Here is a 12509-nt window from a genome sequence, read left to right as displayed (position 1 = left end):
GTGGGGTGTTGGGGGGGGGCCTTTTTCCTTTTTTTTCTCACATCGGGTGTTTTTGGGGGGGTTTTTTTTTGTTCTTTTTTTTTACCACCCCCAGGCCCCACCCCCGACCCCTTCGCGAGACCGTGCACATAACCCAAAACGGGCGCCATCGCCCGGTGAAGTGTCCTTTATGGATAGTCAAGTGTGGGCTGAGCGTCTTGGGCGAGCTGTCCGGCAGCTTTGCGACTTTGCCGGGACCCTGCGCCAGGCGCAAGGAAGGGGCCTTCATGTATTTGCGGGCGTGCCGGGTATCCGTGCGACCATGGCCCTTCGGCGCAAGGCGAAAATGCGACCTGGCCACTCACGTGGACAGTGTCAGCGCGCCAGCATCGGCATCACGTAGTACGTCAGCTCCACATCGCCCGGCTCCACCGCGCGGATGACGCAGGCCCGCATGCCCGGCTGGATGTCGAGCCGCACCCGTTCCCCGGCGAAACCCTGCAGCGCGTCGAGCAGGTAGCGCGCCTGGAACGAGGGCGACGTCCGGCCGCCGGAAACCTCGGCCTTCAAGGTCTCCTCGGCCTCCCCTGTGTCCTGTTTCGCACTGGCCAGCCGCAGATGCGAGTCGCCGACCTCCAGCGTCAGCACCCGGCGAGCGTCCGCGTAGACGCCCACGCGGCGTACGGCGGCGGCCAGCGCGTCGGCGGCGACCTCGACCGTGGTGTCCACAGTGGACGACTCGATCAGCTTCTCCGAGAGGAATCCCGCGTCGAGTACGGCGGTGGTGACGGTGACGCCGGCCCAGCTCAGCCCGAACCGGGTCCCGTCGCCGTGCAGGCCGACGGTGCCGCGCGCCTGCTTCGCCGTCTCGGCCAGCAATCCCGCCGGGACCAGTGCGTCGATCGGCTCGCCTTCTGAGCGCAGCGGCAGGGTGGCCACCGCCATCCGGTACCGGTCGGACGCCGTCAGCCGCAGCTCACGGCTGAAGCTCTGCACGCGGACGCCGGTGAACATCGGCAGCGCGTCGTCTTTCGCCGCCGTGCCCGCGACCGTGCGCAGCGCGGTCGCCAGCGCGTGACCGTCCACTTCGGACACCTTCGGCGGCATGTCCGGGAGGTGCAGTTCGCGGCTCAGCAACGGCAACGCGTAGCGGCCACCCTCAACCCTCACGGCCAGCCGTGAACCCTCGACGACCAGGCGCACCAAGTCGTCGTCGAGCATGCGCAGGGTCTCCGCGAGGGGCCCGGCGGGGACGAGGACCTCACCATCGGTGTGGACCATGGCCTCGGCCGTCAGACGAACGGCTCGTTCGCTGTCGTTGCCGCCGACGGTCAGCCCGTCCTTGCCCGCTCGCAGGAGCAGGCCGGAGCGGGCCGACAGCAGCCGGGCGGCGGCGGAAACGGCGGACGAGAGGGAACGGGTGGCGGCGGTCAGGTCCATGCCCGCAAGCTAGCGGGCGGCACCGACAAGTTCGGGCGCTTCGGCGACGGCTCCGGCGGGCTGGGGGCGGAAGGTGCCGCGCAGCAGCCACACCACCGCGGCGAGCGCGAACCCGACGGCGCCGGCGGCGAGGAACGCCGCTTCGTGACCGGCGTGCTCGACGAGGTAGCCGCTGATCGACTGCCCGAACGCCAGACCGAGGGTGACCGCGGTGAGCACCCAGCCGAACGCTTCGGCCGCCGTACCCTTCGGCGCGGCGATCTCGATGGCCGCCGAATGCGTCGTCGACTGCGGCGTGATGAGCGCGCCCGCGGCGAGCATGGCGAGCGCGAGGCCCCAGAGCGAGCCCGGCAGCGCGAGCAGCGCCACCAGCGCGCCGAAACCGGCCAGCAGCACCGGCAGCCGCAGACCCATCTGACGCGGCCACGGGCGCAGGCTGTACGCGACGCCGAACGCGACCGAGCTGACCGACCAGGCCGAGAGCAGCAGCCCGCCGATGGAGGTGTTCCCGGCCTCGGTCGCGGCCGCCGGGACGGCGACCTCGACGAACCCGATCACGGCGCCGAAGCCCAGCGCGGCGACCGCGAGCGTGCGCATTCCGGGGCTGGCCAGCGCGCCGAGCAGTTTGCCGCCGGACGACGGCGCCGGTCCCCACGCGCGCACGGTCGGGCTCAGCGCGAACAGCACCGCGCCCGCGATCATCGTCAGCGAGCCGGTCACGATGCCGGTGCCCGCCCACGGCGCGGCGATCAGCAGCCCGGCGAACCCGGGGCCGAGGATGAAGAAGACCTCCATGCTGATCGCCTCGTAGGAGAACGCGGCGTTCCGCGTCGGACCGGCGGGCAGCAGGCGTGTCCACAGCGCCCGCGAGGCCGAACCGACCATCGGTTCCGTGATCCCGGTGCCGAAGGCGAGCGGGACCAGCACGAGCGTCGGGGCGTGCGCCTCGATCGCGAACACCAGCCCCGTCATCGCCAGCGCGAAGAGCACCGTGGTGGTCAGCAGCGGCCGAGTCGGTCCGAAGCGGTCGATGAGCCGTCCCTGCACGACCGCGCCGACCGAGACACCCACCAGCGACCCGGCCGACACCAGTCCGGCCGAGGCGAACGAGCCCGTCTCGCGCTGGACGTAGAGCAGCGCGGAGATGCCGATCATCGCGATCGGCAGGCGGGCGAGCAGGGACGCGATCACCGCCCCGCGGGATCCGGGCGCGGTCAGCGCGGCTCGGTAGTCGGCGAGGGAGGTGCGGTGGCTCTCGGCGGAAGCGGACACAGACTGGGACACGCGTACCAGTATGAACTACTTTGGTACGCGAGTACCAGTTCTGCGCCGGTAAGTTTGGTCACCACCGGATTCGGGTACTTCGGACGGTGAACCGGTCAGGTTCGTCACGATCAGGTAACAGTCAGCCGATTCTGAGTCATTCGGGGCAACAAATCGACGCGGATGGCGTCCTTGAGAGTGAAAGAACTTGAGTTCACGGCCGATGGCCGTGGATGGTTGTACGACAAACACACAGTCTCCAGCTCCCTCCGGCGTACGGGTCGGGGCCTTGTTCCGGAGGGCGGGGAGCGCGGATCGTCGGGGGATGGTCCGCGCACAGCGAAGAGCCGGTGCGCCACGTCGGGGGTGGCGCCCGGCTCTTCGTTGTGTACAGCAGAAGTACGTGAAGGCCCCCTTCACCGCGTCTAGCGCAGTGAAGGGGGCCTTCACGTACTTGAAATCAACGGGCGCGGCGGGCCAGGCGCTCCGGGTCCAGGATCAGGACGCTCTTGCCTTCGAGCCGCAGCCAGCCGCGGTGCGCGAAGTCGGCGAGAGCCTTGTTGACGGTCTCGCGCGAAGCGCCGACGTACTGGGCGATCTCCTCCTGCGTCAGGTCGTGGGTGACCCGCAGCAGACCGGCCTCCTGGCTGCCGAAGCGCTGCGCCAGCTGCAGCAGCGCCCGCGCCACCCGGCCGGGGACGTCGGTGAAGATCAGCTCGGCGACCATGTTGTTCGTCCGGCGCAGCCTGCGGGCGACCACCCGCAGTAACTGCTCGGCGATCTCCGGGCGGGTGGAGATCCACTGCCGCAGCGCCGGGCGGTCCATCGTCACCGCGCGGACCTCGGTCACGGTCGTCGCGCTGGACGTCCGCGGGCCGGGGTCGAAAATGGACAGCTCGCCGAACATGTCGGACGGGCCGAAGATGCCCAGCAGGTTCTCGCGGCCGTCAGGCGACTTGCGGCCGATCTTCACCTTGCCGGACTGGATGATGTAAAGCTTGTCGCCGGGTTCACCCTCGTTGAAGATGACATGCCCGCGAGGGAACTCCACGGATTCCAAGGTCTGTGCCAGCGCCTCGGCGGCTGCCGGCTCAACACCCTGGAAAATGCCCGCTCGGGCCAGGGTTTCGTCCACCTCGGGTGCCTCCTCATCGAGATACGACGTCGATCCTCATTCTGCCGAGGACCGTGTCGTCGATCACTTTTCGCGTCAGTCTAGGTCGTGCGCGCGAGATCGCTCGTCGGCACGCCGAACGTGCGGGCGGCCGGGAACGATCTCGCTCGAACGTGGAGCCTAACTCCGCACGCGTCGCGCGCGAAGCCTGGCCGCCTTCCCGCCCAGCCTGCGCAGCCGGAAAAGCTCGAGCGCGCGCCCGATGCCGTGCCCGTAAAGGGCCCTGACCTCGTTGGGCTGAGCCTGCTCGAGGAACTCTTCGACCTCGTTCTCTTGCACCGCGACGTGCTTGAGCCTGGTCTCCACGCGTTCCATGAACAGCGCGAAGAACATGATCACCAGCGGTACGAGGATGACGAACCAGACGGTCATGAGCCCTGCCCAGGGAATTCCGAAAAAATGTGCATTACTCCAGATCCTCGCTCATGGCGTCCTCGATCGAAGCGCCGAGGTGGTGCTCTGGCGTGTCGGCCGTCGACCGGCGGGTGCTCCCCACTGGCTCGTCCGATGGCGCCCGTAGGCTATCGGGGTGCCTCCTGCCCCTGCCAATGCCCCCCGTGCGGGGGGCAAGGGTGAAAGCCGGCTCGCATTGGTGAGACGCGCCAGGCGGATGAAGCGTTGCCTCGACGACGAGTTCCCGGACGCGCACTGTGAGCTTGACTTCACCACTCCACTCGAACTGCTGGTCGCGGTCGTGCTTTCGGCGCAGACCACCGACGTCCGCGTGAACCAGGTCACGCCCGCGCTCTTCGCGCGCTACCGGACCGCCGCCGACTACGCCGGCGCCGATCGCGCCGAACTCGAGGAATACCTCCGGCCGACGGGGTTCTTCCGCGCCAAGGCCAACTCCGTGATGGGGCTGGGCGCCGCGCTGGTGGAGCGCTACGACGGCGAGGTGCCCGGCAAGCTGAAGGACCTCGTCACGCTGCCGGGGGTCGGCCGCAAGACGGCCAACGTCGTGCTCGGCGACGCCTTCGGAGTCCCCGGGATCACCGTCGACACCCATTTCGGCCGTCTGGTCCGCCGCTGGGGCTGGACCGAGGAGGAGGACCCGGTCAAGGTCGAGCACGCCGTCGGCGAGCTGATCCCGCGCAAGGAGTGGACACTCCTTTCGCACCGGACGATCTTCCACGGCCGCCGCGTCTGCCATGCCCGCAAACCCGCCTGCGGCGCCTGTCCGCTGGCCAAGATGTGCCCCTCGTACGGAATCGGCCCGACGGGGTTCGAAGAGGCCGCGAAGCTGGTCAAGGGCGAAGAGCGCGAACACATCCTGGAACTGGCGGCCCGCCGGTGACCAGGGTCACCAAACTGGCTCTCGGTGCCGCCGTGCTCGTGGTGGCCCTGATCGTCGCGCTGCTCACGACGCGTGACGGCCAGGCGCCCGCCAAGACGTCGGGGGATCTCACGGCCGCCCGCGCGAAGGCCTCGCTCGCTCCCTGCCCTCCGCCTGGGCCGGGCGAAGTGGCGAAGCTGCGCGGTGTCGACGTCGAATGCCTCGGCGACGGCTCCAGGGTCGACCTCGCCAAGGTGGTCTCGGGCGGTCCCGTGCTGGTCAACCTGTGGGCGTCGTGGTGCGAGCCGTGCCGTGCCGAGCTGCCGCTCCTGCAGCGGTACGCCGGGGAACCGGGCGCCGCGCGAGTGCTCCTCGTCCAGGTCGCGAGCTCCGGGGCCGACGGGCTGGCCATGCTGGCCGAACTGGGGGTCCGGCTGCCGTCCGTGTTCGACGGTGACGGGCAGTCCGGGCCAGTGCGGACGGCACTGAAGGTCCCTCCCTCCCTTCCCGCGACGTACCTGGTCACGGCGGGCGGTGACGTCCGGCTCATCGAGAACCCACGCGTCTTCCTGAACACTGACCAGGTGCGCGCCGCTGTGGAAGGGACACCATGACCGGCCCCCTCGTGGACCCGGAGGCGGTGCCCGCCTGGTTGCAACCGCTGGTCAAGATCAGCGGTGACGTCGACGCGGCCACCTTCAGCCGGTTCAGCGTGCCGCCGGACGCGAGCTACCGGTCCGCGTCCGTCCTGATGCTCTTCGGTGAGGGCCCGCAGGGGCCCGACGTCCTGCTCCAGCGCCGCGCCGACACGCTCGGCTCGCACGCCGGTCAGGTCAGCTTCCCCGGCGGGGGCGCCGAGCCGGACGACGGCGGGCCGGTCGGTACCGCGTTGCGCGAGGCCGAGGAGGAGACCGGCGTCGAACCCTCCGGCGTGCTGCCGGTGGCGATCTTCCCGGAGCTGTTCGTGCCGGTGTCGAGCTTCGCCGTGACGCCGGTGCTCGCCTACTGGCGGACGCCGTCGCCGGTGCACGCCGTCGACCCCGGCGAGACGGCGGCGGTGGCCAGGGTGCCGGTCGCCGAGCTCACCGACCCGGCCAACCGGTTCCAGGTCATGCGCAAGGGCTACGACTGGAAGGGTCCCGCGTTCGACGTCGGCGGGATGTTCGTCTGGGGATTCACGGGCGGGCTGCTGGCGATGACGTTGTCGCTCGGCGGCTGGGAACGGGACTGGGACCACGGCGACGTCCGGGACCTTGACGTAGCGTTGGCCGAACATCAGGCGCGGGTCGACGGGCGGCAAGTGCCGGAGAAGGAGTAGGCGCCGGTGAACTGGGTCGACGTACTGGTGATCCTGCTCGCGTTGCTGGCGGGCGTGTCCGGCGCGTTCCAGGGGGTGATCATCGCCCTCCCCTCGCTGGTCGGGGTGGTGCTCGGCGCGCTCGCGGGGATCAAGATCGCGCCGCTGGTCGTCGAGCTCTTCCAGCATCCGGCGGCGAAGGTCGCCTTCGCGGTGGCGACCGTGGTGTTCCTGGTCGCGCTCGGCGAGACCCTCGGGGTCTGGGCTGGCCGGAAGCTGCGGCAGAAGATCAACCCGGACAAGCTTTCCGGCGTCGACAAGACGCTCGGCGCGGTGGTGCAGGCCGCCGTGGTGTTCGTGGTCGCGTGGCTGATCGCGACACCGCTCACCGCCGTCTCGGGAGTGCCCGGGCTGGCGAAGTCGATCAACAGCTCGGTCGTGCTCGGCGGCGTCAACGACGTCATGCCGGAAGCGGCGCAAGGGTTCCCGAGCGAACTGCGCAAACTGCTGGACGCCTCGGGCTTCCCGTCCATTGTGGACCCGTTCCAGAAGCCGAACGTCGAGGACACCAGCCCGCCGGACACCGCGTTGCAGGCGAGCGCGATCGTCAAACAGGTGCACCGCAGCGTCGTGAAGATCCGCGGCAACGCGACCTCATGCTCGCGGGCCTTGGAGGGCAGCGGGTTCGTCGTCGCGCCGCAGCGCGTGATGACGAACGCGCACGTGGTCGCGGGCACCGACGAGGTCGCCATCGAGTCGACCTCGGGCAAGTTCCCGGCGAGGGTCGTCTACTTCGACCCCGAGGCCGACGTGGCCGTGCTCGCGGTGCCGAGGCTGCAGGCGCCGGTGCTCCCGTTCACGCCGCGGGTCGCGCGGGCCGGCGACAACGCGATCGTGCTCGGCTATCCGCTCGACGGCCCGTACACCGCGACGCCCGCCAGAGTGCGCGGCCGGATCAACCTGCGCGGACCGGACATCTACGAGTCCAACACCGTGCAGCGCGACGTGTTCACCGTGCGCGGGCAGGTCCGCAGCGGGAACTCGGGCGGACCGATGATCAACCCCGACGGCGAGGTCATCGGGGTCGTGTTCGGCGCGGCCGTCGAAGATCCGGAGACCGGCTTCACGCTGACCTCGGAGCAGGTGCGGCCGGTGGTGGAGACGGCTCCCGCGCTGAGCGCGAACACCTCGACGGGGCCCTGCGCTAACTAGCGGCTTCGCGCCATGAGGTCACGACCTCGTCCACATCGAGCGGCCGCGCCCGCAGCACTGGGCCGCCCGCCGGACACCGGTGCTCGGCCCGGATCCGTTCGTTGAGGTCCTCGACGATTTCCCGCACCCGCGCTTCGCGACGTACACGAGCCAGGGTGTCCGGCAGGTCGTCGAGCTCCTTCGCGATCGCCAGCGAAGGCGGCAGCAGGGCCGAAACGTCGTGCCCTTCGGTGCGGACCTTGTCCACCACCCAGGCCAGCGCGCTGTCCGTGCCCTTGGTCTTCGGCAGCGGCTTCCCCGCGCCGGGGAGGTCGTCGAACTCGCCCTTCGCCTCCGCGGCGCTGACCTGCCTGTCCACCCAGGACTCGAACGACACGCCCGTCGGTTTGCGCTCGGTCATCCTTCCAGGATACGGAAAAAGTCCAGCAGCGCGGCCGACGTGCGGTCCGGGGCCTCCAGATGCGGGAAGTGCCCGATGCCCGGCCAGCGCTCGAGACGGGCGTCCGGGGCCCAGCGACGGGACGCCGCCGCGGTGTCCGGCAGGACACATCGGTCTTCCTCGCCGTGCAGTTGCAGCACGCGGGGAGCGAAGCGGCCTTGCAGCGCTTCGCTGAACCGGCGTCCTTCGCCGCGGAACTGCGCGCGGAACGCCCATCGGTAGTACTCGAGCGCGCTGTGCGGCACTCCCGGCACGAGCATCGCCTGCCGGAACGCCCGCACGGTCTCGATGAAATCCGCCGTGTCCGTCCACTGTGGACCGGACCAGGCGTGGAACAGCTCCTCGACGGCGAGCGCGTCGTCCTTGACCAGCCATTTCTCGGGCGCCATCGGCACCTGGAAGCGGAACAGATGTCCCGAAGCGCGAAGCTGTCCCGGCCGCCGGACGGCCCGGCGCAACGCGAGCGGATGCGCGCCGCCCAGCACGCTGACCGACGAGACCAGCCGCGGGTGCAGCGCGCCGACCGTCCACGCGAGCATGCCGCCCCAGGCATGTCCGACGAGATGGGCCTTGCGCGCGCCGAGCGATTTGATCAGCCCGCCGACGTCGCCCGCGAGCGTCCAGGCGTCGTAGCCGCGCGGGGGTTTGTCGGAGTCGCCGTAGCCGCGCAGATCGACCGCGACCGCGCGGAAACCGGCGTCGGCGAGCGCCGTCAGCTGGTGGTGCCAGGCCCACCAGAACTCGGCGAACCCGTGCAGCAGCAGGACCACCGGGCCGTCGCCGAGTTCGGCGACGTGCAGCCGGATGCCGTTCGCCGAGACGTCACGATGGGTCCACGGGCCGTCGATCCGGACGATCGACGGGTCCGGTGTCGCCCGCACCGACTCGAAAATCCTCAGTCGCGGTCCGCGGGCGCGTCGTCATGACGCGGCTTGAACGCGGCGGCGGTGTCCTTGAAGCTGTTGATCGTGCGCTCCGGCGCCTTGATCTTCTTCACCTTGCGGTAGCCGAGGAAGCCCGCGACCGCCGTCGTGGCGAGCATCAGCCCGAACACGATCGCGAACGCCGCCCAGCGCATCAGCCACTCCGACAGCAGCTCGCCGAGGAAGAAAAAGAAGAAGAACGAGCTGTACAGCCCGACGACCAGCGCGACCAGGAAGAAGATGGCGCCCTTCAGGCCCTTCTTCGCCTCCGCGACGACCTCGGATTTGGCCAGCTCGACCTCGGCGCGGATCAGCGTCGAGACGTGTTGTGTGGCATCGCCGACGAGTTTCCCGAGGGACTGCTCGCTCGCTACCACGTCGTCATCGCTCGACAGGGGGAGGTAGGGCACGGCCCCCACGCCGTCGGGGCCGGTACGTTCGTGCTTGGGGCTGCTCACACCGGTCATCGTGCCACGTGCCCCGATCACGGGCGCGGCGGACCGGCGAGTGTCGCGTCAGAGATCCTCCTTCGCGTGCACGCGGCTGCGGTGCAGCAGCATCGCGGCGGCCGCGAGCGAGGCGATGGCCGACGCGATCAGCACCGCCGCCTTCGCCAGCTCGACTGCTTCTCCGTCGAGCGCGAGATCGGCGATCAGCAGGCTCACGGTGAACCCGACGCCGCCGAGCATCGACAGCGCGCCGATGTCCCGCCAGCCCATCCCCCTGGGTTTCTCCGCGAGTTTGAACTTCACCGCGAGCAGGCTGGCGCCGAAGATCCCGATCAGCTTCCCGCCGACCAGGCCGACCAGCACGGCCAGCGGCAACGCCGTGGTGAACACCGCGCCGAGCGATTCGCCGTCCACCTTGATCCCGGCCGCGAACAGCGCGAACAACGGCACCGCGACCGCGGCCGACCACGGCTGCAACCGGTGTTCGAGGCGGATCGCGGGCGCGTGCTCCTCGCCCTCGTCGGCGCGGACGCGGGTGAGGAGGCCGAGCGCGACGCCGGCGATGGTGGCGTGGATACCCGCCGAATGCACCGCGATCCAAGTGATCAAGGCCAGCGGCACGTAGAGCCAGGCGCTGCGGACGCGGCGGTGCTGCAGGTAGGCGTACAGCGCGAGGGCGACGACGGCGACGCCCGCGGCGACGAGGTCGAACTTCGCGGTGAACAGGATCGCGATGAGCAGGATCGCGCCGAGGTCGTCGACCACCGCGAGCGAGAGCAGGAAGATCCTGGCGCTGCTCGGCAGGTTCGACGCGGTGAGGGCGAGCACGCCCAAGGCGAACGCGATGTCGGTGGCGACGGGGATGGCCCACGCGCGCTCGATGCCCGGCGTTCCCCACCCCACGGAAAGCGCGACCAGCGCCGGCACGATCATGCCGCCGATCGCGGCGACCACCGGCAGGATCGCCTGTTTGAACCGGGAGAGTTCACCGACCACGAGTTCGCGTTTGAGTTCGAGCCCCGCGACGAAGAAGAACAACGCGAGCAGGCCGTCTTTCGCCCAGTCGCCGATCGTCAGATTCAGGTGGAGGAATTCGGGCCCGAGCCGGAAATCGCGGATCGCGCGGTAAAGGTCGTCGATGGGTGAATTGGCCCAGATGAGGGCGATCGCGGTGGCGCCGAGCAGGATCAACCCGCCGGTGGTCTCCGTGCGGAGGTAACGGGCGAATTCGGCGACGGCTTTCGCGGGACGAGTGGGGCCGGACAAGGCAACCTCCGGTTTCGGCAACGACGATTACTGTTGCCGACCAGACTTCCCGGCGCACCTTGACGACATTTTAACGCCTGGAGCTGCGGAAATCTCGCGTTCATGACGGTTGACACAAGGACCATTCGGACGTCGGTGTCCTGTCCACATGCTGGGCTTCTAGCATGTCAACTGAAAACCGACAACGATGTCTTCGATAAGGACGGCATGGTGAGTACCTCTACCGAGGTCCAGCAAGACACGAGGTTCTTCGGGCACCCACGAGGGCTGGCGAACCTCTTCGGCGTCGAGATGTGGGAGCGGTTCTCGTTCTACGGGATGCTCGGCATCCTCCCCATCTACCTCTACTACGAAGTCAGTCAGGGCGGCCTCGCGCTGCCGAAGGCCTCCGCGCTCGGCATCGTCGGCGCGTACGGCGGCATGGTCTACCTGTCGGCGGTGATCGGCGCCTGGGTCGCGGACCGCGTGCTCGGCTCCGAACGGACGCTGTTCTACAGCGCGATCCTGATCATGATCGGCCACATCAGCCTCGCCGTGCTGCCGGGGCTGGCGGGTATCGGCGTCGGCCTCGTCTGCGTCGCGGTGGGCAGTGGCGGGCTGAAGTCCAACGCCACGGCCATCGTCGGCACGCTGTACGCGCCGGGTGACGAACGCCGCGACGGCGGTTTCACGATCTTCTACATGGGCGTGAACATCGGCGGTTTCGTCGGGCCGCTGCTGACCGGCCTCGCGCAGAGCGAGATCGGCTTCCACGTCGGCTTCGGGCTCGCCGCGTTCGGGATGGCGCTCGGCCTGATCCAGTACACGATCGGCCGCAAGAACCTCGGCGACAAGGCGAGCGAGATCCCCAACCCGCTGCCCGCGTCGCAGCGGCCGCTGGTCTTCGGCGGCACCCTGGTGGGTGTCGCGGCGATCGTGCTGCTCGTGGTGTTCGGCGTGATCAACCCGGCGAACCTCGTCGACGTCGTCGTCGGGGCCGTCGCGGTCATCTCGGTGATCTACTTCGTGGTGATCATCAGCAGCAAGAAGATCACCTCCGACGAACGCAGCCGGGTGTACTCCTTCATCCCGATGTTCATCGCGAGCGCCGCGTTCTTCTCGCTGTACCAGCAGCAGTTCACCGTCGTCGCGGCCTACACCGACGAACGGCTGAACCGGACGATCTTCGGCTGGGAGATGCCGGTCGCGTGGGTCAACTCGATCAACCCGGTGTTCATTATCCTGTTCGCGCCGGTGGTCGCGGCGGTCTGGACGAAGCTCGGCTCGCGCCAGCCGTCCTCGCCGATCAAGTTCGTGCTCGGCACGGTCACCATGGGTGTGGCGTTCCTGCTGTTCCTCCCGATGGTGGGCAGCGGCAAGAACGCGAGCCCGCTGCTCGCGCTGGCCGGCATCCTGTTCGTGTTCACCATGGCGGAACTGATGCTTTCGCCGGTCGGTCTCTCGCTGTCGACCAAACTCGCGCCGGAGGCGTTCCGGACGCAGATGGTGGCGCTGAACTTCCTGTCGATCTCGCTCGGTACGGCGATGTCCGGGAAGCTCGCCGAGTACTACACGGTCGACGACGAAGCGCCGTACTTCAGCATCGTCGGCGGCGTGGCCATCGTGGTCGGTGTGGCGCTCCTGGCGGCGACGCCGATGATCCGCAAGCTGATGAAGGGCGTTCACTGACGCGCTCGGTCCAGCTGGTCGTGGGGGGGGGGTTGTGGTGTAAAACCAAAAGCCCCCAACACCCCCACGGAGCGAGACGCGAACCCCCAGGGGGACCGCCAACACAACCCGCGCAGTGAAGTGCAC

The 12509-nt window shown here is 69.1% G+C and carries 13 protein-coding genes; 5 read left to right on the top strand and 8 right to left on the bottom strand.

Annotated elements, in window-relative coordinates; translation table 11 throughout:
* Positions 1 to 354 precede the first annotated feature (354 nt).
* The 4 genes from dnaN to ACIRGA_RS40175 all read right to left on the bottom strand — a co-directional run bounded on the left by dnaN (position 355) and on the right by ACIRGA_RS40175 (position 4228).
* Positions 355 to 1419: a DNA polymerase III subunit beta gene (gene dnaN, locus ACIRGA_RS40190; protein ID WP_400952552.1), complete on the bottom strand. Its 1065-nt coding sequence runs from the start codon at positions 1417 to 1419 to the stop codon at positions 355 to 357.
* 9 nt (positions 1420 to 1428) lie between these two features.
* A complete protein-coding gene (locus ACIRGA_RS40185) occupies positions 1429 to 2691 on the bottom strand; it encodes an MFS transporter (protein WP_400952557.1) in 1263 nt (420 codons plus the stop codon).
* Positions 2692 to 3142: 451 nt separating this feature from the next.
* Positions 3143 to 3817, bottom strand: coding sequence for a Crp/Fnr family transcriptional regulator (locus ACIRGA_RS40180; RefSeq protein ID WP_003081747.1), 675 nt, complete (start codon positions 3815 to 3817; stop codon positions 3143 to 3145).
* A 159-nt stretch (positions 3818 to 3976) separates the two neighbouring features.
* Entirely contained in the window at positions 3977 to 4228 is a 252-nt protein-coding gene (locus tag ACIRGA_RS40175) for a hypothetical protein (RefSeq protein WP_005166943.1), read from the bottom strand.
* A 238-nt stretch (positions 4229 to 4466) separates the two neighbouring features.
* Here ACIRGA_RS40175 and nth point away from each other — a divergent pair, with 238 nt between their 5' ends.
* From nth to ACIRGA_RS40155, 4 genes are read left to right on the top strand one after another with little or no spacing between them, the layout of a single operon-like run.
* Positions 4467 to 5150 carry an endonuclease III gene (gene nth / locus ACIRGA_RS40170; protein ID WP_125679879.1) on the top strand — a complete coding sequence of 228 codons (684 nt, stop codon included), beginning with the start codon at positions 4467 to 4469 and terminating at the stop codon, positions 5148 to 5150.
* On the top strand, positions 5147 to 5743 hold the full coding sequence (locus ACIRGA_RS40165) for a TlpA family protein disulfide reductase (RefSeq protein WP_400952549.1): 597 nt from the start codon (positions 5147 to 5149) through the stop codon (positions 5741 to 5743). The genes nth and ACIRGA_RS40165 overlap by 4 nt, the downstream gene beginning before the upstream one ends.
* A complete protein-coding gene (locus ACIRGA_RS40160) occupies positions 5740 to 6447 on the top strand; it encodes an NUDIX hydrolase (RefSeq protein WP_400952546.1) in 708 nt (235 codons plus the stop codon). The genes ACIRGA_RS40165 and ACIRGA_RS40160 overlap by 4 nt, the downstream gene beginning before the upstream one ends.
* A gap of 6 nt (positions 6448 to 6453) precedes the next feature.
* On the top strand, positions 6454 to 7638 hold the full coding sequence (locus tag ACIRGA_RS40155; protein WP_038521046.1) for a MarP family serine protease: 1185 nt from the start codon (positions 6454 to 6456) through the stop codon (positions 7636 to 7638).
* Here ACIRGA_RS40155 and ACIRGA_RS40150 read toward each other — a convergent pair.
* The 4 genes from ACIRGA_RS40150 to nhaA are packed head-to-tail and all read right to left on the bottom strand — an operon-like array spanning position 7631 to position 10715.
* On the bottom strand, positions 7631 to 8038 hold the full coding sequence (locus ACIRGA_RS40150) for a DUF1992 domain-containing protein (RefSeq protein WP_400952542.1): 408 nt from the start codon (positions 8036 to 8038) through the stop codon (positions 7631 to 7633). The genes ACIRGA_RS40155 and ACIRGA_RS40150 overlap by 8 nt on opposite strands.
* On the bottom strand, positions 8035 to 8958 hold the full coding sequence (locus tag ACIRGA_RS40145) for an alpha/beta fold hydrolase (protein WP_400952538.1): 924 nt from the start codon (positions 8956 to 8958) through the stop codon (positions 8035 to 8037). The genes ACIRGA_RS40150 and ACIRGA_RS40145 overlap by 4 nt, the downstream gene beginning before the upstream one ends.
* Positions 8959 to 8972: 14 nt before the next feature.
* Positions 8973 to 9467 (bottom strand): phage holin family protein, encoded by a 495-nt coding sequence (locus ACIRGA_RS40140; RefSeq protein ID WP_016337874.1) that lies wholly within the window; start codon positions 9465 to 9467, stop codon positions 8973 to 8975.
* A gap of 48 nt (positions 9468 to 9515) precedes the next feature.
* The gene (nhaA, locus tag ACIRGA_RS40135) at positions 9516 to 10715 is read right to left on the bottom strand and encodes a Na+/H+ antiporter NhaA (RefSeq protein ID WP_400952531.1); all 1200 of its coding nucleotides are present in this window, start codon (positions 10713 to 10715) and stop codon (positions 9516 to 9518) included.
* Positions 10716 to 10922: 207 nt separating this feature from the next.
* On the opposite strand from nhaA, the gene ACIRGA_RS40130 reads away from it, so the two are divergent.
* The gene (locus ACIRGA_RS40130; protein WP_400952528.1) at positions 10923 to 12383 is read left to right on the top strand and encodes a peptide MFS transporter; all 1461 of its coding nucleotides are present in this window, start codon (positions 10923 to 10925) and stop codon (positions 12381 to 12383) included.
* The last annotated feature ends 126 nt before the right edge of the window (positions 12384 to 12509 follow it).

The organism is Amycolatopsis sp. NPDC102389, assembly GCF_044765885.1.
Taxonomy (GTDB): domain Bacteria; phylum Actinomycetota; class Actinomycetes; order Mycobacteriales; family Pseudonocardiaceae; genus Amycolatopsis.
Note: the sequence above shows the minus strand (reverse complement) of the source record. Positions and strands in the feature narration are given on the sequence as shown.